Source organism: Paenibacillus sp. JMULE4 (genome assembly GCF_013337105.1).
Taxonomy (GTDB): Bacteria; Bacillota; Bacilli; order Paenibacillales; family NBRC-103111; genus Paenibacillus_G; species Paenibacillus_G naphthalenovorans.
The window spans coordinates 17,140-39,149 of sequence record NZ_SGWF01000013.1; the positions used below are offsets into that span (position 1 = coordinate 17,140).

General features: G+C 50.5%; 23 protein-coding genes. All 23 read right to left on the reverse strand.

Annotated features, from left to right (window positions below):
* Positions 1-3 precede the first annotated feature (3 nt).
* The 23 genes from proS to flhA all read right to left on the reverse strand — a co-directional run bounded on the left by proS (position 4) and on the right by flhA (position 21,992).
* On the reverse strand, positions 4-1,461 hold the full coding sequence (gene proS, locus EXW96_RS11545) for a proline--tRNA ligase (RefSeq protein ID WP_174350606.1): 1,458 nt from the start codon (positions 1,459-1,461) through the stop codon (positions 4-6).
* Positions 1,462-1,493: 32 nt separating this feature from the next.
* A complete protein-coding gene (gene rseP, locus EXW96_RS11550) occupies positions 1,494-2,753 on the reverse strand; it encodes an RIP metalloprotease RseP (protein WP_062407997.1) in 1,260 nt (419 codons plus the stop codon).
* 163 nt (positions 2,754-2,916) lie between these two features.
* Positions 2,917-4,068, reverse strand: a complete 1,152-nt coding sequence (locus tag EXW96_RS11555) for a 1-deoxy-D-xylulose-5-phosphate reductoisomerase (protein ID WP_082660706.1) — start codon at positions 4,066-4,068, stop codon at positions 2,917-2,919.
* Positions 4,069-4,089: 21 nt separating this feature from the next.
* Entirely contained in the window at positions 4,090-4,878 is a 789-nt protein-coding gene (locus EXW96_RS11560; RefSeq protein ID WP_174350607.1) for a phosphatidate cytidylyltransferase, read from the reverse strand.
* An 18-nt stretch (positions 4,879-4,896) separates the two neighbouring features.
* Positions 4,897-5,664 (reverse strand): undecaprenyl pyrophosphate synthase, encoded by a 768-nt coding sequence (locus EXW96_RS11565; RefSeq protein WP_062407994.1) that lies wholly within the window; start codon positions 5,662-5,664, stop codon positions 4,897-4,899.
* A gap of 57 nt (positions 5,665-5,721) precedes the next feature.
* Positions 5,722-6,276: a ribosome recycling factor gene (gene frr, locus EXW96_RS11570; protein WP_054818900.1), complete on the reverse strand. Its 555-nt coding sequence runs from the start codon at positions 6,274-6,276 to the stop codon at positions 5,722-5,724.
* 2 nt (positions 6,277-6,278) lie between these two features.
* A complete protein-coding gene (pyrH, locus tag EXW96_RS11575) occupies positions 6,279-7,004 on the reverse strand; it encodes a UMP kinase (protein ID WP_062407992.1) in 726 nt (241 codons plus the stop codon).
* A gap of 96 nt (positions 7,005-7,100) precedes the next feature.
* Positions 7,101-7,751: a translation elongation factor Ts gene (gene tsf / locus EXW96_RS11580; protein WP_054818899.1), complete on the reverse strand. Its 651-nt coding sequence runs from the start codon at positions 7,749-7,751 to the stop codon at positions 7,101-7,103.
* Positions 7,752-7,845: 94 nt separating this feature from the next.
* Positions 7,846-8,544 carry a 30S ribosomal protein S2 gene (rpsB, locus tag EXW96_RS11585; protein ID WP_062407990.1) on the reverse strand — a complete coding sequence of 233 codons (699 nt, stop codon included), beginning with the start codon at positions 8,542-8,544 and terminating at the stop codon, positions 7,846-7,848.
* A 256-nt stretch (positions 8,545-8,800) separates the two neighbouring features.
* Positions 8,801-9,295, reverse strand: coding sequence for an MltG/YceG/YrrL family protein (locus EXW96_RS11590; protein ID WP_054818897.1), 495 nt, complete (start codon positions 9,293-9,295; stop codon positions 8,801-8,803).
* Complete coding sequence (locus EXW96_RS11595) at positions 9,288-9,905, reverse strand: hypothetical protein (protein ID WP_249929547.1); 618 nt, start codon at positions 9,903-9,905, stop codon at positions 9,288-9,290. Before EXW96_RS11595 ends, EXW96_RS11590 begins: the two co-directional genes overlap by 8 nt.
* 25 nt (positions 9,906-9,930) lie before the next feature.
* Positions 9,931-10,254 (reverse strand): hypothetical protein, encoded by a 324-nt coding sequence (locus EXW96_RS11600; protein WP_054818895.1) that lies wholly within the window; start codon positions 10,252-10,254, stop codon positions 9,931-9,933.
* Between the two features lie 42 nt (positions 10,255-10,296).
* The gene (locus EXW96_RS11605) at positions 10,297-11,706 is read right to left on the reverse strand and encodes a flagellar assembly protein A (RefSeq protein ID WP_174350608.1); all 1,410 of its coding nucleotides are present in this window, start codon (positions 11,704-11,706) and stop codon (positions 10,297-10,299) included.
* Positions 11,707-11,727: 21 nt separating this feature from the next.
* Positions 11,728-12,510 carry a FliA/WhiG family RNA polymerase sigma factor gene (locus EXW96_RS11610; RefSeq protein ID WP_062407986.1) on the reverse strand — a complete coding sequence of 261 codons (783 nt, stop codon included), beginning with the start codon at positions 12,508-12,510 and terminating at the stop codon, positions 11,728-11,730.
* 18 nt (positions 12,511-12,528) lie between these two features.
* Positions 12,529-12,942, reverse strand: coding sequence for a hypothetical protein (locus EXW96_RS11615; RefSeq protein WP_174350609.1), 414 nt, complete (start codon positions 12,940-12,942; stop codon positions 12,529-12,531).
* Between the two features lie 3 nt (positions 12,943-12,945).
* Positions 12,946-13,440: a chemotaxis protein CheD gene (locus EXW96_RS11620; protein WP_174350610.1), complete on the reverse strand. Its 495-nt coding sequence runs from the start codon at positions 13,438-13,440 to the stop codon at positions 12,946-12,948.
* Positions 13,437-14,024 carry a chemotaxis protein CheC gene (locus EXW96_RS11625; protein ID WP_137670112.1) on the reverse strand — a complete coding sequence of 196 codons (588 nt, stop codon included), beginning with the start codon at positions 14,022-14,024 and terminating at the stop codon, positions 13,437-13,439. Before EXW96_RS11625 ends, EXW96_RS11620 begins: the two co-directional genes overlap by 4 nt.
* A gap of 32 nt (positions 14,025-14,056) precedes the next feature.
* Positions 14,057-14,524: a chemotaxis protein CheW gene (locus EXW96_RS11630; protein WP_174350611.1), complete on the reverse strand. Its 468-nt coding sequence runs from the start codon at positions 14,522-14,524 to the stop codon at positions 14,057-14,059.
* Between the two features lie 46 nt (positions 14,525-14,570).
* A complete protein-coding gene (locus tag EXW96_RS11635; RefSeq protein WP_174350612.1) occupies positions 14,571-16,625 on the reverse strand; it encodes a chemotaxis protein CheW in 2,055 nt (684 codons plus the stop codon).
* A gap of 46 nt (positions 16,626-16,671) precedes the next feature.
* Positions 16,672-17,754: a protein-glutamate methylesterase/protein-glutamine glutaminase gene (locus tag EXW96_RS11640; protein WP_074728447.1), complete on the reverse strand. Its 1,083-nt coding sequence runs from the start codon at positions 17,752-17,754 to the stop codon at positions 16,672-16,674.
* 49 nt (positions 17,755-17,803) lie between these two features.
* Complete coding sequence (locus EXW96_RS11645) at positions 17,804-18,679, reverse strand: MinD/ParA family protein (RefSeq protein WP_174350613.1); 876 nt, start codon at positions 18,677-18,679, stop codon at positions 17,804-17,806.
* A complete protein-coding gene (gene flhF / locus EXW96_RS11650) occupies positions 18,676-19,962 on the reverse strand; it encodes a flagellar biosynthesis GTPase FlhF (RefSeq protein ID WP_174350614.1) in 1,287 nt (428 codons plus the stop codon). Before flhF ends, EXW96_RS11645 begins: the two co-directional genes overlap by 4 nt.
* Complete coding sequence (gene flhA, locus EXW96_RS11655) at positions 19,959-21,992, reverse strand: flagellar biosynthesis protein FlhA (RefSeq protein ID WP_062407978.1); 2,034 nt, start codon at positions 21,990-21,992, stop codon at positions 19,959-19,961. Before flhA ends, flhF begins: the two co-directional genes overlap by 4 nt.
* Positions 21,993-22,010 lie beyond the last annotated feature (18 nt).

Consider the following 22,010-nt stretch of genomic DNA (forward strand, 5'->3'; position numbering starts at 1 on the left):
ATTTTAGTACGCTCGTCCGAATACAACGGTATGCTTGGCATCCGAACCGCAAACAAGACATTTGGTTTTGTTCGTTCCCGGCTCAAACGGGATATTGCGGCTTGTAGCGCCTGTCTCTTCCTTCACGTGCGCTTCGCAAGTCTCCGATCCGCACCAGCCCGATAGCGCGAACCCCCGTTTCTGTTCGAGAAACGACTTCAGCTCGTCCACGGAGTCCGCCTCTGTCATATGCTCGTCGCGGAAACGCTTGGCCCGATCATACATTTCCTGCTGCGTTTCCGTCAGCAGCTTTTGCACTTCTTCCGTAAATTGATCCTGGGCCACGATGCGCTTCTCGCCGGTAATCCGGGAAACCAATACCACCTGACCGTTCTCCATATCGCGCGGTCCGAGCTCGACGCGAACCGGAACGCCGCGCATTTCGTATTCATTGAATTTCCAACCCGGGCTTTGGTCCGGACGGTCATCCACTTTCACGCGCACACCGGCCTTCTTCAACTGATCATAAAGCTCGTTAACCCGGCCGACCACCTGATCGCGTGTTTTGGGCGGTCCAATCGGGATCATAACCACCTGCGTCGGAGCCACCTTCGGCGGCAATGCAAGCCCGCGGTCATCTCCATGGACCATAATCAGGGCCCCGATTAACCGGGTGCTGACGCCCCATGAAGTGGTGTGGCAGTATTGATGCTGGTTTTCCCGATCCAAATATTTGATGTCGAACGCTACGGCAAAGTTCGTGCCCATATAATGGGAGGTTCCGGCTTGTACCGCTTTTCCGTCCTTCATCATCGCTTCGATAGAATATGTATCAACGGCTCCGGCGAACTTCTCGGAAGGTGTTTTTTGTCCCATGATGACAGGAATCGCAAGGAAATTTTCCACAAAATCACGGTAAATCTCCAGCATCTGCATCGTTTCTTTGCGTGCGTCCTCCTCATTCTCATGGGCCGTATGGCCTTCCTGCCACAGGAATTCGCTTGTACGCAGGAACGGCTGGGTACGCTTCTCCCACCGGACAACGTTTGCCCACTGGTTAATGAGCAGCGGCAGGTCCCGATAAGAGTTAATCCACTCGGAATACATATGACCGATCATGGTTTCGGACGTCGGGCGAATGGCAAGCCGCTCCTCCAGCTTCTCTCCGCCCGCTTCGGTTACCCAAGGCAGTTCCGGATTGAAGCCTTCGACGTGTTCTTTTTCTTTCTGAAAAAAGCTCTCAGGGATAAACATCGGAAAATAGGCGTTGCGGTGTCCGGTTTCTTTAAACCGCGCATCCAGTTCCTTCTGTATATGCTCCCATATTTCATATCCGTCCGGTTTAAACACGATACAGCCGCGGACCGGAGAGTAGCTCATCAGATCCGCTTTTTTGATCGTGTCAATGTACCAGCGCGAGAAATCTTCGCTTTGCGGCGTGATTTCCTTTACAAATTGTTTTTCCTGTTTTGAATTCGACATCACTCTGATTCTCCCCCTACAGAAGGCAGTTCTTACCCGTTCATCAAACGCAAAATATCGTTATACGTTACGGCAATCATAAGCAGCATCAGCATGGCGAAGCCGACAAAATGGACCATGCTCTCACGGCTGGGATCGACCGGTTTGCCCCGCACCGCTTCAAGTCCCAAAAAGACTAGGCGGCTTCCGTCCAAAGCCGGAATCGGCAGAAGATTGAAAAGCCCCAAATACAGACTCATAATGGCAGTCCACGAAATATACTGCGCCCATCCTGCGCTGGCCTGCTCGCTTGTAAACTCGACGATCCTCACAGGTCCTCCCAAATCGTCAAGTTTAAACTGCAGTGTCGCGAGCTTGCCGAATCCATCCAATATCAGCATGGTAGCGGAAGAAAGGCTGTTCCAGCCGCTTTTCAGTCCTTCCATTACGGTAGCCGGTCTCGTCTCGGCAACGAGCGTAACGCCGACGCGAATCACCCCGTCCTGGTCGACAGCCGGCGTCACATTCTTCCTGATGATCTCCCCGTTACGTTCAATCGTCCAATCCATGGGTTTATTGACGGAGCTTTGAATAAGGGAGGTCAGCTTGTTTCGATCCGCTCCGATGTCCACTCCGTTTACGTTCAAAATCAAATCCCCGGATTGAAGCCCCGCAAGCTGAGCGGCGGAACCCGGCACCGTACCGGCAATTTTCACTTTATGCGGCACGCCGGCAATAAACACAACGGTCACGAACAGAATGAACGCCAAAATAAAGTTCATCAAAGGGCCGGCAAATATCGATAGAGCCCTCTGGCCTACCGTTTTGCTGCCAAATTGGCGGTCCCAGGGAGCGATTTGAATTTCCTTGTCTTTGCTGATCATCATCGCTTTGGGATGGACGGAAAACCGTTGGATGTCGCCGTCGACGTCCAGGCGGACAAACAACTTTTTCTCCAAATCGATCTGTTCAACCACACCTTCCAAGCTGCCTGTACGACTGTCAAAGTCGTTTAAATAAATGTGGGTAACTTGATCGTCGGTCAGCTTAACGGCGATGCGTTGTCCCGGATTGATTTGAACGATTTCCGGATCTTCTCCGGCCATTCTTACAAAACCGCCGATCGGAAGAAGACGCAGTGTATATCGGGTTTCATCCTGTTTGAAGGACAGCAGCTTCGGTCCAAATCCAATGGCAAACTCTCTGACCAAAATGCCTGCACGTTTAGCAAAATAAAAATGTCCCCACTCATGAATCGATACGAGAACAAAAAACAAGAGCACAATTTGAAATATATTCTGCAGCGTCGCCAATACTTTTACGGCCTCCTTAAGCACGAATGTTCACATCGATAGTTACGTAAAAGGCGTTTCCTTATCTTAAGATTAACATTAATGATGAAAGGAATACAAGCCGCCCCGTGATATGAACCTATGACCGGTTTACCGGAAAAATGCTTGCTGCTTCAGGCTGCCATTATAGCTGTGGCATGACGTTCCGCGCGGCCAGCCTTGCCCATTTGTCGATCTCGAAGATCGCAGGCAAGTCGGGGAATGCGACCGGTTCGTGTTCGGCCATCACTTGTTCAATGACGCGCTCGATGTCCAAAAAGGAAATCTCTCCTTTTAAGAACCGTTCCACCGCCACTTCATTGGCTGCATTATACACCGTCGGCATAGATCCGCCGATTCTGCCGCTTTCAAAAGCCATTCGCAGGCACGGATACCGCGAGAAATCCATCTCGCGAAAATGCAGTCTGCCTATATCTTTCAACCGCAGCCGCCCGGCAGGTGTTTTCATCCGGTTCGGATACGTCAACGCATATTGAATCGGCACCCGCATGTCGGGCAGCCCCATCTGTGCGATGACGCTGTAATCTTTAAACTCGACAAAGGAATGAATGATGCTCTCCGGATGAATCAGCACTTCGATCTGGTCGTAAGACAAGTCAAAGAGCCAATGAGCTTCAATCACTTCCAAACCCTTGTTGACCATGGTCGCCGAATCGATCGTAATTTTGGCGCCCATGGCCCAATTCGGATGCTTCAATGCATCCTCAACCGTAACATGCTTAAGCTCGTCACGAGTACGGTCCCGGAAGCTTCCGCCGGAAGCGGTCAGCGTAATCGTATGTATTTGTTCTTGGCGCTCACCCTGCAAACATTGGAAAATAGCGGAATGCTCGCTATCGATCGGCAAAAGGCGAACGCCCCGCCGATTCGCAAGCCCGGTTACGAGATGACCGGCACTGACCAAGGTTTCTTTATTGGCCAGTCCGATTTGTTTCCCTGCTTCTATAGCCGCGATAGTCGGCGCCAAGCCTTGGCTACCCACAACCGCCGTGACGACAAACTCGGCATCCGTACCTGCCGCGATCTCGATGAGCCCCTCTTCTCCGTAATATACCTTTACATCCGAGGGGATTTCCAGTGATAACTGCTCTGCCAGCTCCTTTGTCGCTACCGAAGCCTTGCGCGGACGAAACTGCCGGATTTGTTCCGCCAGCAGCTTAATGTTATGTCCTCCGGACAAGCCCTCCACCGTATACTGCTCAGGATAATGGGAAATGACATCCAGCGTTTGCGTGCCGATAGAGCCGGTGGAGCCCAGAATGCTGATTTTTTTCACAATTGTTTACCTCCGGCTATATTATACGTGAGGGATCCATGACAGCAGGTGAAGAAACGGAAAAACAATCAACCAGCTATCCGTCCGGTCCAGCACGCCGCCGTGACCCGGAAGAATCGCACCCGTATCTTTAATGCCTTTTACCCGTTTGTAAGCGGACTGCATTAAATCCCCCATTTGGCCAACGACAGCAATCATCAGTCCAATCCAAGCCGCGCGAGCATAATCGAGAAGCTCGGGTTGAAACGAGGCGAAGATCAACGCAACAAGGATCGAAATCACCACTCCGCCAATGGCGCCTTCCACTGATTTTTTGGGGCTGATCGCCGGCCAAAGCGGTGTTTTCCCAAACTTTGATCCAACAAAATAGGCGCCGGAATCCGTTGACCAAATGCAAAGGAATACAAGCAGCGTCCAATACAACCCGTTTTCGGTCAGGTCTCTTGTCGCAATCATGTAATGAAATCCGAAACCGATATACACCATGCCGATGAAGGCCATCGCAATCTGATCTATCGTTGTTTTATTTTTGGAAATGACCGTTGCGGCCATAAAAAGAAACATGAACAACCAGACCAGTTGACTCAGCGTAACTCCGGTATGCTGCCACTGCAGGGTAAGGCAAAACACCCCTAAATAGCCGATGATGACAATGGCTTTGTTTCCCTTCAGTCCGTTCATCCGCAGAAACTCATCGTAACCGATCATCGACAATATCAAAAGAAGCCCGGCAAACCAATAACCGCCCAAATAAAGCATGATGAAAAACCCGATCCCTGCGACGATCCCTGTAACGATTCTCTGCTTCAATTCCATTCCTCCATAGAACTACAACCCACCGTATCTTCTGGCCCGGCGCTGGTACTCTTGTATAGCTTCGAAGAAATGCCGCTCCGTAAAATCAGGCCAGCAAAGATCCGTAAACCACAGCTCCGAGTATGCGAGCTGCCACAGCATGAAATTACTGATGCGTTTCTCCCCACTCGTGCGAATTAACAAATCGGGGTCCGGAAGCGGATCGGTCAGCAAATATTTGGAAAACAAGGTTTCATCGATTCCGTCCGGATGTACTTTGTTCTCTTTCGCATCTTGTACAAGCTGTTGGATGCCCCGAAGCATCTCTTTGCGGCTGCCGTAGTTCAGTGCAAAATTTAAAATAAGACCTGTATTCCGCTTCGTCTGATCGATCGCGTCTTCAATGGCTTTAAGCGTATGATCCGGAAGGCCCTCTTGCCAGCCGGTCATACGGATTTGGACGTTGTTGGCTATGAGTTCGTCGATTTCCTTGGGGAAAAATTCAAGCGGAAGTTTCATTAAATAGTCGACTTCCTCTTTCGGCCGCTTCCAGTTTTCCGTGGAAAAGGCATACATCGTAAGCACCTGCACACCGATGCTGTCCGCCGCCATCGTGATTCTCTTCACGTTTTTCATCCCGGAATGGTGTCCGGCAACCCGCGGCAGTCCGCGCTTTTGCGCCCAGCGGCCATTACCGTCCATAATCACAGCCACATGATTTGGAATATTATCTGCATCGAGCTGCCGGGCGAGCTCCTCACCCTCCGGTTTGCTTCCAAACCATTTCTTGAAAGGTATCATGCTAATCCCCCATCAGGAAAGACTAAAAGCCCCCTCAAACAAGGGGGTCTTCACCAATTATACTTCCATAATTTCCTTCTCTTTAGCTGCGAGCACTTTGTCGACTTCGGCAATATACTTATCCGTAAATTTCTGAATATCGTCTTGATGGCGACGGGATTCGTCTTCGGAAATCCCCGTCTTTTCCAACTTCTTGATATCGTCATTGGCATCGCGGCGAATATTGCGGATGGCGACTTTGGCCTCCTCGCCGTACTTCTTCGTCATTTTAACCAGCTCTGTACGGCGCTCTTCCGTCAATGCCGGAATGACGATACGAATGGAGCTGCCGTCATTGGTAGGTGTAAGGCCAAGATCCGATTTCATGATCGCTTTCTCAATAGCGGACACAGAGCTTTTATCCCAAGGCTGGATCATCAGCGTCCGGGAGTCCGGCGTGTTAATATTGGCCAGTTGGTTCACCGGGGTCATCGTACCGTAGTACTCTACCTGCACACGATCGAGCAGTGCCGGTGTTGCGCGCCCCGCACGAAGCGAAGCCAGCTCCTTCTTCAGCGCACCAATCGCTTTTTCCATACGGTTTTCCGCATTTTTCTTTATCGATTGAGGCATCGTTATACACTCCCTTTTACTATCGTACCGATTTTTTCACCGAGTACCACTCGCTTGATATTGCCGCTTTCCGTAATCGAGAAAACGATCAACGGTATGTTGTTGTCCATACATAAGGAGGATGCGGTTGAATCCATTACACCCAAATTTTTGTTGAGCACTTCAAGATAAGTGAGCGTTTCGAACTTTTGAGCATCCGCATGTTTGAACGGGTCCGCGGAATAAACGCCATCGACTTTGTTTTTCGCCATCAGGATAACCTCTGCCTCGATCTCAGCCGCTCTGAGCGCAGCTGTCGTATCGGTGGAGAAGTACGGATTTCCTGTGCCTGCCGCGAAAATAACCACTCTTCCTTTTTCCAAATGACGCATTGCTCTCCGGCGGATATAAGGCTCGGCAACCTGCTGCATCGTTATCGATGATTGAACGCGGGTAGGCACTCCGATCGTCTCCAGAGCATCCTGAAGCGCCAGCGCATTCATCACGGTCGCAAGCATGCCCATATAATCTGCGGTAGCACGGTCGATGCCTCTCGCGCTGCCGGCAATTCCGCGCCAAATGTTTCCTCCCCCGACGACAATGGCAACCTCGACTTGCAGGTCCACAACTTCCTTCACCTGCTGGGCGATGGATGAAATCACTTCAGCGTCGATGCCGTATCCCTGCTGTCCTGCCAAAGCTTCACCGCTAAGTTTCAAAACCACTCTTTTATATATCGGATGTTCCAAACAACAACCCTCCGTTTCAATCAGACCGCATTCCCTCTCCTGTTAAAAAAGAAGGAACACCAAGTGTTCCCACATTTCCTTGCCTATTCACTTCGATCAACGTTTTACTTGCGACATAACTTCTTCCGCAAAGTTTTCCTGCTTCTTCTCCAAGCCTTCTCCGAGCTCATAACGAACAAAGCGGCGGATCGAAATATTCTCTCCGATGGTGGCCACTTTTTCGTTCAGAAGAGCATTGATCGTTTTGTCCGGATCTTTAATGAAGGACTGCTCCAGCAAGCAGAATTCTTCAAAGAATTTGCTCATGCGGCCTTCCACCATTTTTTCAACGATGTTAGCGGGTTTGCCTTCATTCAAAGCCTGGTTTTTCAAGATTTCGCGTTCTTTATCCAAAGCTTCCTGCGGAACATCCTCACGGCGAACATATTTCGGATTCGCCGCTGCAATTTGCATTGCGATGTCACGGGCGAATTCTTTAAAAGAATCCGTTTTGGCCACGAAGTCGGTTTCGCAGTTAATTTCAACCAGTACGCCAATTCTTCCGCCGGCATGAATATAGGATTCCACAACACCTTCCGTTGCAATCCGGCCAGCCTTGTTTGCTGCTGCAGACAAGCCTTTCTCACGAAGGATCTCAGCCGCTTTCGTCAAATCTCCGTTTGCTTCCTCTAATGCTTTTTTGCAATCGAGCATACCCGCTCCGGTTTTTTCGCGCAATTCTTTTACTGCTGCCGCATTAACTGCCATAAGTTTGGCCTCCTCGAGTTCAATATGTAACCCTAAAAAAAGGGCGGTGAAAGGATTTTGCACCTTCAAACCACCCTTTCATGTATTCAATCCATTAGGCTGTCGTTTGTTCGCCTTGATGCGCTTCGATGACTGCGTCAGCGATTTTGGCTGTCAGCAGCTTTACCGCACGAATAGCATCATCGTTACCCGGAATGACATAGTCAATTTCGTCCGGATCGCAGTTTGTATCGACAATACCGACGATCGGAATACCCAGCTTGCGAGCTTCGGCAACGGCAATCCGCTCTTTACGAGGGTCGATGACGAACAGAGCGCTCGGCAAACCTTTCATATGCTTGATACCGCCCAGGAATTTCTCAAGGCGATCTTTTTCTTTACGCAGGATAATTACTTCTTTCTTAGGAAGCACATCGAATGTGCCGTCCTCTTCCCATCTTTCCAGTTCATGAAGACGGTTGATCCGGTTTTCGATCGTTTTGAAGTTCGTCAGCGTTCCGCCGAGCCAACGTTGGTTAATGTAGTACATTCCGCAACGTTCCGCTTCTTCCTTAACGGAATCTTGCGCTTGCTTCTTCGTTCCTACGAACAAGATTGTACCGTTCTCTTCAGCAATGGATTTGACGAAGTTATAAGCTTCCTCAACTTTTTTGACCGTTTTTTGCAGGTCAATGATATAAATTCCGTTTCTTTCGGTGAAGATGTATCGATCCATTTTCGGGTTCCAACGACGGGTTTGATGACCGAAGTGCACCCCAGCTTCAAGCAGCTGTTTCATGGAGATTACTGCCATCCTCACGCACCTCCTCTGGTTTTGGTTTTTTGGTTTCCTCCGCCAATCTCATCTTCGCGACAAAACTCCATTGACACACCAACCATCATGTTATGTAATAGCTGTTGCGATTGCCCTCAGAGCACCCTTGCCGGAATTAATCAGCGTGTGGATTTTAACACCGACAACTAATATACCATAACTGACATTGGTATGCAACACCCGCGATTTTAAACCTAATAACGACAAAATCGGACCCGGTCAGCCGGTTCCGATCCTAACGTGTCGTCAGCTTCGTAATTACTTCGGAAAGCTCCATCGGGCTCTTGAATACATGAATCCCGGTAACGATTTTATCATTTAACCGCTTGCGGCGCATCTCGTCCGCGAACGCTTTTCTGTCCGTAATGATACCGCTCGCCAGCAGCATATCCGCCACATGGCCCGCTGTCAGGCCGCCGGAGATATAAATGTAGGTTTCTTTGACCGGTGCGGAAGCCGCAGACTGCTGTTCGGCCGCCAGTTTTTCCTTTTCCTGCTGCAGTTTTTGCAGGACCAATGCATCGAGTTGGGTCTGATCATACAGCTTCTGATCTTTGTCATACACCTGAAAATATACGGACGCGGCTTCCTTCAGCTGCGCCGGATTCATTTCTTCCAGATCGGGACCGGACACTGCCGTTGAGGAAGACGCATTCATCAATTGGAGAAGCACCGCACCCAAAATCATTCCGGCGCCGAGTCCGGTAAGCATCGATTTATTGTTAGCCATCGGACAGCTCCTCCTGTTTGGCCAGTTGCAGAATCAGGTTGATTTCTCCTTTGTTCTTACCGAGCTTCTTCGCAATATAATCGGTCGATTTGCCCTGTTGATACAATGCGAACAACTCACTGTACCGTTCCTTCATATCCGAAACGAACGATACGGCAGGCGGCTCCTGCGTGACCGGCTCAGGAGGGCTCGCCGCATTCGCCGCTTCGGCATGCCGTTCGGGTTCAACCGAACCGGCGGTTTCACCAGAGTTTCCCGCATCGCTTCGCGTTTGGTCAGACAGCCGCGCTTGAAGCTGCTCGCAAACATACCCTATCCGGCTGATCTCCTGCTGAAGCTGGCTCCCTTGCTTTTCGAGTGTTTCTATGCGGTAAACGAGCTTAGCCGAATGCAGCTCGTATTCCTTCTTCGTTTCGGCAACCATCTGAATTAACGCTTTGTTCTGTTCGTCAAGCTCGGCGGCAAAATGGTCCATTGTTTCTTCCATTTCACTGAGCATGCTGCCGCTCTGCGATTTGCTTCCTTGGTTTCCCGAGCTTCTCGGAACCATTCTGGCATACACGATCAGCACGAGACCGACAAGCACAATATAAATCCAAGGTTGGTTCACTGCATTCACCTTTTTCACACAAGGGTTAAAGCGACAAATCGATATGCTGTCCTTTGAACGGATGGTCTCTCCGGGGCTCAGGCCTGGCGCCGCTCTGACCGGCAAACTTGCCGTCCCTACGGCGTTTTTCTTGCCCGTGCTGCCGCTTTGGCCCATCGTCCTTCACGGTGGAGCCGTTGGTCTCCTCCGCTTTGGCAGCGACTTGTCGCTCTTTCAACGTATGTTTCTCAGCTTCATTTGAGAGCACCGTCTGATCCTGAACAGGCTTGTTCATCAGTTGATGCTGCTTTAGTCCGGCTTCATCATTCTTATGAAGAGCGAACTGCATCTCAATGGATTTTAGGCTCATTTCAGGTACCCTCCTTTAAGCCGGGGCTTACATGATCAGCCGTTAAACGATTGGAAGCATGGCAATATCTCCGTCGAGCAATTGAAATTTCACCCGATGCGATGTGTCTTTAACGAATTTCGTATATCGCCCGATCACGATTTTCGCTCCGCTGTAGATCGTTGAAATGACTTCCACCTTGGCTTTTTCCGAATCCTCCAGCGACTTCTCGATTTCGAAGATCCGATTTTTGGCTGCGGCCATCTCTTCGGCGGTCTGCTTTTTGTTGTGGTTCAGCTTGATGCGCATGGACACTTTATCCGGCCCAAGCTGCCCGGCGGCAGCCAGCTGATCCAGCAAAGTAAGTGCTTTCTCCGTTTTTTCCATATTCTCGCTCATGGTTCTAAGATGGGCGCGAAGCTGCTGCAGCTCATTGCGAAGCTCAGGAAGCACCCCTACCTCAATGACTGTCGTCGTTGACATGGAGTTTCCGATGGTGCGGGCAGCGACCCACTCTCCCGCCTGAATCATTCCGCCGACAATGAGCCCTTTCGTGCCTTTGCAAACCACCCGCTTGCCCGCGCGGATTTGCGAATGCATAATGCTTTGACTGACGAGAACTTCCTCTCCCGCTTCCACCGTGGCGTCTTGAATAAAGGAGCTTTTCACCCGATTGCCTGCCCGAATGACACTTTTGTAATGTCCAAGAATGCCGGCGGTAATTTCGATGGAGCCTTCTGCTTCCAGATCGGCTCCGTCCACGCTTCCGGTGATCCGGATATCGCCGGCTGCTTTGATCCGAAAGCCCGGGAGCACACTGCCGCGGATGACAACTGCCCCGACAAAGTCAATATTGCCTATGTTATAGTCCACGTCCCCGTTCACTTCAAAAATCGGAAATACGTTGATCTTATCCCGGTCCGTTTTCGTCACCATACCGTCGATGGCCGCGTACATGGCTGTTTGCTCCGGATCCACAACAACGTTTTTGCCGATTTTGAATCTGGCTTCTTTGCCGTCTTTGGCAAACAAGGTTTCACCTGTAACCGCTTTTCCCGGCGTGCCTGGAATGGCAGGAACCTTTTGAGCGATCAACTGGCCTTTGCGTACATTATGGATCGACGTCACTTCCTTGTAATCCACTTTGCCGTCGTCAAGCTCCGCCGGTTTTTTCAATTTGTCATCCAAATTGTACAACATGTGGATATGCCCGTCCTGACCGTCAATCGGAGGGTGGCCTTGGGCAATCAGCGTCCTGGAATTGAAAAAGGCTGCGGGATTCTTGGCGATGGCAGTCAGCTTCTCCTCATCGATTCCGAACACGATATGGTGAGATTTTAAAAATTCCTCCAGCGCTTCACGCGAAATCTGAAAGGATTGGTCACAATTCGTAAACTGTAAATATGCGGACAATTTATCGTCTGACAAGGAGATATCCAAGTAAAAACTGATCGGCAACTCCGAATCACTCATCGTTACTCCGCCTTCCATTGGTTAATCGTATAACAAATGGGTCTTGTGCCGGCTCAAAGCGCCCTTCAAGCGCTGAATCGCTTTGGAATGCAGCTGGGAAATTCGCGAGGGGGAAAGGCTCATGACCTCGGCAATCTCGCTTAAAGACAATTCTTCATAATAGAAAAGCGAAACCACGGTTCTTTCCTTTTCCGTCAACCGCTCTATCGCTTTTGCCAACGTTTCCTTTATATAAACCTCGTTTACTTTGAATTCAGGGTTTTTGGCCTTCTCATCGATCAATAAAGAAAGTCTCGTCTCCGAATCCTCTTCTCTAATGGGATCATCAATGGAACAAACGGTAGAAACGGCAACGTCCTGCACCATTTGTTGAAAATCGTTCTCGCTAACTCCCAAATAGTCGCTCATTTCGGTATCCGAAACGGAACGTAAATAGCGCTGTTCGAGCACCTGGTAAGCTTCTTCAATCTTTTTGGCTTTCTCGCGCACCGAACGGGGAACCCAATCTCCTTGACGGAGGCCATCGATGATAGCGCCGCGGATTCGCCATGAAGCATAAGTTTCAAACTGCAATCCACGCTGATAATCAAATTTTTCTATAGCATCGATAAGTCCCATCACGCCGAAGCTGGACAAATCTTCTTTGGACACATTTTTGGGCAGGCCGATGGAGAGACGGCTGGACACATAGTCCACAAGCGGCAAGTACGTTTCGATCAGTGCCTTTTTTGCTTCCAATATCTTATTTTCTCTCCATTGCACCCATACGTCCATATTGGCTAAGTGGGATTTTTGGCTGATCATGACGGACTGTCACCACCCTTATTCATCAGACATTCGACGAACCGCTTGCGCCATCTCTTCCGGATCCGGCTGTTTTTTTACCCGGAGCTTCGGAGGATTCAACGGAGTAAAGTCAGCCGCTGCTGATTTCGGATCGGCTCCGGGTTTTAGCAGCTCATGCAGCTCCTCGTCCTCGTCAGGGGTCACCGCATCGACTGCGATACCTTTGGCTTCCGTTTCCCCGGCTTCCTGTTCTTGTACAGAAAGACGGTTCAGTCCGGCAAAGGTGCCCAGCAGAAAACGACACAAAAACACGAGAACAAACAGTATCGCAAAGCTGTAAAAGCTACGAATGATGGTTGTTAGCCAAATATTTTTGGACATGGAAAGTACAAACGTGACAATAAACGCCAAAGCGCCTATGATAAAATTCCAACGAATCGATCCAATCATGGTTCACAATTCCTTCACGCCGTGTTGTACGCTGCGAACTACAAGAATACCCGTTTGACAGTCAAACTCTATCGTTCTGCCATAATTGGCCCCGGTATCTTCCGCCTTGATCGGAATGCTGTAGCGGTGGAGCACTTCTTTGCAGGACTCTACATTCCGCGGACCGATCCGCATCGAGTCGGATTGGGTGCCGAATGAAAACATTTGTGCGCCCCCGGCCATTTTGGCTTCCATACGCCGAATCTCTGCACCAAGCGCTTGCATCAGACGGATCAGCTCCGGAAGGGCAGAGTCCGCATATTTGGCAATGTTGAACTTTCCTTCTCTTGCGATATCCGAGCTGGGGAGCATGATATGCGCCATTCCCGCCACTTTTACCTTGGCATCGTACAAAGTAACGCCTACGCAAGATCCCAAACCTGTTGTTTTCAACACCCCGGTCCTGTGTGCTACATTCAGGTCGGCCATTCCAACTTTAATGAGGTTTTCTTGAATCATGGAGTCTGTACTCCCAAAGCAACAAAAATTCGTTCAAACGATTCCGGATCCGGGATCAGGAAAAAATGACCCTCAATTTCATCATGACCGTCCAAAAATTTCGTATCGATGAGCAGCGCCTGATCTCCCATTTGACCGAATTGAAGCAGGCCGTAGCTTAGAATCGCCCCTGCCATATCCATGGCCAGTGAAGGTACGGTGGGCTGCATATTCAGGTTTGTAAAATCCGCCAGCGAGGTTAGATAGGAGCCGGCCAATATATTACCGATCTCGTTCAAGGCCGAAAGCTCCATCTCCGAATATTCTTCTTCGCCGGTCTCCTCGATGCCAACCACATTGCGGAGCAGCTTTTTGGCGGAATCCATGGTAAGGATAAAGAACAGATTGCCGGGCGTCTCCCCCTCTACCCGCAGGAAGATGGCGATAACCACCTCTTCCGCACCGCCCACGCTTTCCGCTACTTCTTCAAACGGAAGCAGCCGCACTTTGGGGACCAGCATATCGACGGGCTTATCGAGCAGCTTGGACAATGCCGTAGCGGCATGTCCGGCGCCGATGTTGCCCACTTCCTTTAGAACATCCATCTGGAACTCTGCAAAAGAGTTGAAAGTTTCCACTAAACCTGCTCCTCTAACTTTTCCAATTGGATGATTTCATTTTTATTGAGTACTTCCTTCAGATTCAAAAGCACCAGCAGGCGTTCATCGCTCACTTTTGCGATACCCCGCAAATATTTCGCTTTGATTCCGCCCACGATTTCCGGAGGATCCTCAATGCAGTCGCTGTCGATATCGATAACGTCATTGGCCGCATCCACAATCAAACCGACTTCCAAATCCCCTACAGCTACGATAATGATGCGCGTGTTGTCGGTATATTCGCTCGGCGGGAAGCCAAAGCGGCCATGCAAATCAATAACCGGCGTTACCACACCGCGGAGATTAATGACGCCCCGGACGAAATCCGGAGTTTTGGGAACACGGGTCATCGGCTGCATCCGCTCGATAGTCCGTACACTCTCCACCTCCACCCCATATTCTTCATGCGCTAGTGAAAAAACGATCACTTTTAACTCCTGTCCCATACTATCAGCCTCCTATAGTTATCGTGAGAAGCGAGAATTGCCGCTTTTACTTTATTAAAGCGTTCGTATCAATGATCAAAGCGACCTGCCCGTCACCCAGAATGGTGGCTCCCGAAACCGCAAACAGGTTGGTTAAATATTTACCCAGCGATTTCAAGACAATTTCCTGCTGACCTATAAACTCGTCGACGATAAGCGCCGCCATTTTATCTCCCTTGCGGATCACCACGATCTGTATTTCTGCGGCCGGCTCTCCGGTAAAGCCCGGTACGTCAAACAGCTGGGCCAAGTGAACAAGCGGAATGACGGAGCTGCGGTAATTGATCAAGGTACTGCCGTGCACAACGCGAATTTGATCGCTTTTGACAGCCATCGTTTCGACAATGGAGGAAAGCGGAATGGCGTATTTCTCATCACCCAGCCGAATGAGCATGGCCGAGATAATCGAAAGCGTCAGCGGAAGCTGGACTGTAAATTTCGTTCCCTTGCCCCAATTGGCGCTGACGTGAACTTGCCCTCCCAAACTCTCGATCTTGGTTTTAACAACATCCAGACCTACGCCGCGGCCGGAAATATCCGATATCTTGTCCGCTGTACTAAACCCCGAAGCAAACAGAAGCTGATATACATCCTCGTCGGACAATTTCCCGGATTGCTCTGCGGTTATGACTCCGTTCTGGATGGCCTTGCTGATCACCTTATCCCTGTTAATCCCTCGTCCGTCTTCCTCGATTTCGATAAATACATGGTTGCCGCTGTGATAGGCACGGAGATAGATCGTGCCGGTCTCCGGCTTGCCGATTTGCACGCGTTCCGCCACCGGTTCGATCCCGTGGTCTACGGCGTTTCTTAACAAGTGGACCAGCGGATCGCCAATCTCATCGATAACTGTCCGGTCCAATTCGGTATCGGCGCCGGTAATGATCAGATCCACCTTTTTATCGAGCGTCTTGGCCACATCGCGAATCATCCGGGGGAAACGGTTGAACACCGAATCGATGGGAACCATGCGCAGCTTCAGGACGATGTTCTGCAAATCGCCGCTCACTCTGGCCATATGTTCCACGGTTTCCGTCAGATCGCTTCTGCGGATCTCGCTGGCAAGCTGCTCCAGACGGACCCGATCAATGAGCAGTTCGCTGAACAAATTCATCAGTGTATCCAGGCGCTCGATGTCCACCCGGATGGTACGTCCTGCTACAGGCGCTCCTCCCCCGGCGGCCTTCTTCGCTTCAGGTTTGGGCGTTTCCGGCCGGGACGCCGAAGCTTCGCTTGCGGCAGGCTTGGATTGAGCCGATGCCGGCTCCGGAGCTTTCATCAGCTCATCCAGCTTGGACCGATCAAGCAATACAACGTCTACTTTGTCTATTTCGGACACGCCGGCGATTTGACTTGCAAGCTGATCCTGCGCCAACTGTGAAATATAATATACGGTGAATGATTGCTCGAACCGTTCCTGTTCGATATCCTCGACGGAAGGTGTGGATTGAATCACCTCACCGTTTTGCTCCAGCACGTTAAACACCATATACGCTCTGGCCGCTTTTAACACGCATTCCTGACGAATGGTCACCTCGATTCGAAAAACGGGAATTCCCGCTTCAATCGATTGCTGCAAAATGGAGTATTGAAATTCGTCCAGCTCTTTGTTTCCCCCGGCCTTATCCGCTTTCGCAGCCGCGGAACCCGATGCGCCGGCAGCAGAGCCGTTCTTGAGATAGTCCCCGGAAACAATCGACTTCAGCGCGGAGACGATGTCGGTGACATCCGCCTTTCCGGTTCCTCCTTGAATAATATCCTCCACCATCATTTCCAGCGCATCCAAGCTTTTAAAAATACAATCAAATATGAATGAATCCATCTGTAGCTTGTGATTCCGAACCAGATCGAGCACGTTCTCCATCTCATGGGTAAGCGAGGCCAAATCCTCAAAGCCCATGGTCGCCGACATCCCCTTCAGCGTATGAGCGGATCGAAAAATATGCTGGACGATGCTCACGTCTTCCGGACTGTTCTCAAGGCTAAGTAAATGCTCGTTCATGGCTTGCAAATGATCTCTGGATTCGTCGATAAACATCGAGAGATACTGATTCATTTCCATAACCACACCTCCATCATTGATCGTTGTTATGTATACTTCCAGGCAGTCAAGACTGCCCGCCGACGGCTTGCATCAATCTGGCGGCAATTTGCTGAAGCGGCAATACATCGGTTACGCATCCCAATTCAACCGCGGCACGAGGCATACCGTAAACGACACAAGTTTGTTCCGCTTCGGCAATGGTGGTTATGGCCCCTGATTGCTTTAGCGCCAACATCCCCTTTGCACCGTCAGAGCCCATCCCCGTCATGATCACAATATGGCGCTTCAATTCCTTAAGCGGCAGCAGCGATTCGAACAATACATCCACAGAAGGACGATGACCGTTGCGCGGGTCCTCTTTGGACAAATGAATTTTGTAGGAATTCGCCCCGTTCCTCGCTACCGTCATATGATAACCTCCCGGCGCCACATAAGCTGTTGCGCTCTCCAGCACCATCCCGGGCTCCGCCTCAACGACCCGCAAATAGGAATCGGAATCAAGCCTCTGCGCAAGCGATTTGGTGAAATTGGGCGGCATATGCTGCACAATCAAAACCGGAGCACGAAAGCCGTCCGGTATTTGCGACAGCACTTGATGCAGTGCCCTGGGACCGCCCGTAGAGGTGCCGATCGCCACAAGATGCTCAAGCGGAGCCGGCTGCGCCACGGATCTTTTCTCCGTCTTTACAGCCGGTTTAACTGTCTGTGACGATACGGGGCGGATCGGAGCGTGAACGCCCTTCACCTTCGTTCTAACGGCAACACGCAGTTTCTCCAACAAATTTTGCTTCACCTTATATAAGTCAAGCGAGATAGAGCCGGAAGGCTTGCCGACGAAATCGAATGCCCCGAGATCCAGCGCACGAATCGTCTCCATTGCGCCGGCCTGAGTCAAGCTGCTGAGCATGATCACCGGCACAGGATGCTCTCTCATGATCGTCCGGAGTGCATCAAGGCCGTTCATTTCCGGCATTTCAATATCCATGGTCACGGCATTCGGATTCAGCTTTTTGACCATTTCTATCGCCTCCCGCCCATTTCTGGCGGTTCCCACTACACGAAGCTCCGGATCCTCACCGATAAAATCCGAAATAATTTTCCTCATAAAAACCGAATCGTCCACTACCAATACATCATACGGCGGCATCATTCCACTCCTCTTCGTTGTCTCGGTCAGAGGACTTTAAGCCCTTCCCTTAACCTTGCTTCAACAGCCTGATCATTTTGGTTAAGAAGCCTTTGACCGCTCCTGTTTGCATCTCCGCCGGAGATTGTTTGGCGATAAAATTGTCTGTCAATTCACTGATTGATTTGGAAGCGGCACTAAACGGAAAAGCAACGGTAAACGGAACTTGTTTCTTCACCGCTTTGGAGACGTTGCTGTCGTCCAATACAAATCCCAGCGCAGGTATGTCCAAATTCAGAAATTGTTTGGCTACCATGCTGATTTTGTCTGCTGTCTGCCGACCCTCCTTCCAATCCGTCGCCCGGTTTACCACCAAACGGAACGCTACCTGGTCGTTCATCGAATGAACCATCTTGATGATGGCATAAGCATCGGTGATCGATGTAGGCTCCGGTGTGGTGACGACGATGGTCTCCTCCGCGGCCACGATGAATTTGATCGTCTCCTTGGACAAGCCGGCTCCCGTATCGAATATGATGAAATCGACATGACCGGTTAATTGGTTGACCTGATCCGCAAAATAATCGAGCTGTTCATCGGATAAGCGAATCAAATCGTTAAATCCTGATCCTCCTGCAATAAACTGCAAATCATCGTGCCCGGTTTGAATAATTTCCCAGATGGTTTTTTCTTTTTTCAATAAGTGATATAAGTTGAATTTGGATGATATCCCCATCAGCACATCGATATTGGCAAGACCGATGTCCGCGTCGAATACCAGTACCTTGAATCCTTTTTTTTGCAGGGATAATGCGAAATTAAGCGTAAAGTTCGATTTGCCGACTCCGCCTTTCCCGCTTGTCACCGTAAGAATGCGTGTCGCTTTGTCTTTCGGATCGCTTTGATTCCGTATCAGATTGCGCAACCCCTGCGCCTGATCGCTCATGACTTGCCCGCCTCCAGAATCAAATCAATCAATTGATGTTCATTCAGCTCTTGGATATCGTCCGGCACGCTCTGTCCGTTAGCGATATAAGACGTTTGAAGTCCGAATTCGCGAATAAGGTTCACAACCGAGCCGTAAGAGTCGGTCTCGTCCATTTTGGTGAACAGCACCTTATCCAGTTTGAATTTGCAGAAATTGTTTGTAATAGCCTGCATATCTTTGTACTTGGTCGTCATGCTGAGGACCAGATACGTCTCGCTCTTCCCGTTAGATTTCAGCAGCGCATTCAGCTCCGAGACATACATCTCGTTGCGAAAATTTCTTCCCGCCGTATCCATAAAAATCAAATCGCAATCCCGCAGCTGCTCAAAGGCTCTATTCAAATCCAACGGCGAGAAAACAACTTCAAGCGGCACGTTCAAAATGGTTGCGTATGTTTTTAACTGTTCAACGGCGGCTATTCGGTACGTGTCGGAAGTAATAAATCCGACCTTGCGGTGATGCTTAAGCACCTGCTCTGCAGCCAGTTTGGCGATCGTCGTCGTCTTGCCGACACCCGTCGGTCCGACGAAGTGGGCGATCCGGGTATCTGCGGCGATCGATTTGTTCTTGGAAGAGCACAGCATGGCCTCCAACTGCCTCTTCAATGAGGAAGATGCCCACTCCTCGGTAAGCTCCGCCCCTTCCGCTTCCGCCTCTTTGGATACGTTCATTAAAAGTTCTTCCACGAGAAGAGGATCCAGCTCCTGGCGGAGAAGGCGCGCTTCAAGCTCCTTCAGCACCGGATTCACAGCCTCCTGAACTGTGCCCTGCCGGGTAAGCTTCAGCATCATTTCTTTCATTTGCCTGATTTCATCCATCAAAAGCTCTTCTCTGGGTTTGACCATTGTGGCCCCCGCAGGCTGGGCGGCCGCTGCAGCCGCCTGTCCCGTCACCGGCAGCACATCCGGCACTTCGGGAAAGGAAAGCGGCGGTTGTTCCCGTCGCTCCCGTTGAGCTCCGTAAGCCGCGGTGCCGAACCTCATCGGAGCAGCGGGGACGACGTTAAGCTCCGGTTTCGGAATTGCCCCAGTCGTTGCTGCATTGGAAGTCATCGCTCCGCCGGCGGGAATGGCGGTATCCGTCGCTGCAATGACCTCGATTTTCTTTTTGGAGAACATCCCAAGAAAACCGCCGGAACGAATTTCTTTCGTATTAATAATGACCGCTTCTTTCCCCAGATCAGTCCGAATTTTTTGGAGGGCATCCGGCATGGAATCAACGACGTACCGCTTTACTCTCATAGATTCACAACCCCCATACTTTGAATTTCAACGTTCGGCTCGAGCTCGCTGTAAGACAGGACCGGAATATCCTGCATGGTGCGCTCCAGCAGTTGACGGAGATACATCCGGATGGTCGGCGATGTCAAAACCACAGGCTGCTGACCCGCTTGAATCAGCTTGGTGACCTGATCGTTAATGCGCTGATAAATCACTTGAGTGGACGTAGGGTCAAGCGCCAGATAGCTTCCTTGATCCGACTGCTGGACCGATTCCGCAATTTTCTTCTCCAGGGTCGGTCCCACGGTAATCACCTTTAGAGATTCGCCGCTTGTCGTATACTGCTGAGTAATTTGTCTGGACAGCGCCTGTCTTACATATTCCGTCAGGATTTCCGTATCTTTGGTATAAGTGCCGTAATCCGCCAACGTCTCGAGGATCGTGACCAGATCGCGAATCGAAATTTTCTCCCGAAGAAGTTTGACCAGCACCTTTTGCACGTCGCCTAAAGATAAGACGTTGGGAATAAGGTCGTCCACAAGGGCGGGATAATTCTCCTTGACATTCTCGATAAGAGCCTTCGTTTCTTGCCGGCCCAAAAGCTCGTGAGCGTGCTTTTTGATGACCTCGGTCAAATGAGTAGCTACAACGGAAGGAGGATCTACCACGGTATAACCGGACAGCTCCGCGCGTTCTTTGGTGCTCTCGTCAATCCAGAGCGCCGGAAGCCCGAACGCGGGCTCCAGCGTATCAATTCCTGTAATGGAATCATCCTCAATGCCCGGGCTCATCGCCAAATAATGGTTCAGCAGAAGATCGCCGCGAGCGACGGTATTCCCTTTAATCTTGATCACATATTCATTAGGTCTAAGCTGAATATTGTCGCGGATCCGAATGACGGGAACGACAACGCCAAGCTCCAGCGCGCACTGTCTGCGGATGAGAATAATCCGATCCAATAAATCTCCCCCTTGCTGGGCATCCGCCAGAGGGATCAAACCGTAGCCGAATTCGAATTCAATCGGATCAACCTGCAGCAATCCGATGACACTTTCAGGACTGCGGACCTCCTCGATCTGCTGCTCCTCTTCAAGCTGAACCTCTTCCGCTTGCTTGCGGGTGAAATTCTGCTGCATGCGATAGGCCGCAAAGGCGAGCAATATGGCAATAGGAAAGGTGGTCATGACATGGATCGGAGTAAAAATACCGAGTGCAGCAATCGTTCCGGCTACGATATACAGCAGCTTCGGATAAGAAAACATCTGCGCCGTAAGATCCTGGGCCAAATTGCCTTCGGAAGATGCTCGCGTGACGACAATACCCGCTGCTGTAGAGATGAGCAGTGCCGGGATTTGGCTTACCAGACCGTCTCCGATCGTCAGGATGGAATACAGAGAGCCTGCTTCCGCGATTGACATATCATGCATAGCCACCCCGATGATCAAACCGCCGATGATATTGATAACCAACATGATGATGCTGGCAATGGCATCTCCCTTAACGAATTTGCTGGCTCCGTCCATCGCGCCGTAGAAATCAGCCTCCCGGGCTATCTTCTCCCGTCTTTCCTTGGCTTGCTGCTCATTGATCATCCCCGCGTTCAAATCCGCGTCGATGCTCATCTGCTTTCCGGGCATCGCATCGAGCGTAAAGCGTGCAGAAACCTCGGCAACGCGCTCAGAACCTTTGGTAATGACGATAAATTGAACGACGACCAAGATAAGGAAGACAACAAAGCCGACGACGATGTTGCCCCCTGCTACGAACTCACCAAAGGTTCTGACCACACTACCGGCATCCGCGTTTGCCAGAATGTTTCTCGTGGTGGATACGCTGAGGGCCAAGCGAAACAACGTCGTGATCAGCAGCAGAGACGGAAAAATCGAGAATTGAAGCGCGTCCTGCGTATTCATGCCAATCAAAATAATCAGCAGTGCTGCAGCAATATTCATAATGAGCAGAAAATCCAGCAGCCATAATGGCAGCGGAATGACCATCATTAGAACGATTCCGATGATGCCTACGAGAACGACTAAATCTCTGGCTTTCACTCCATTACCCTCCTTTCC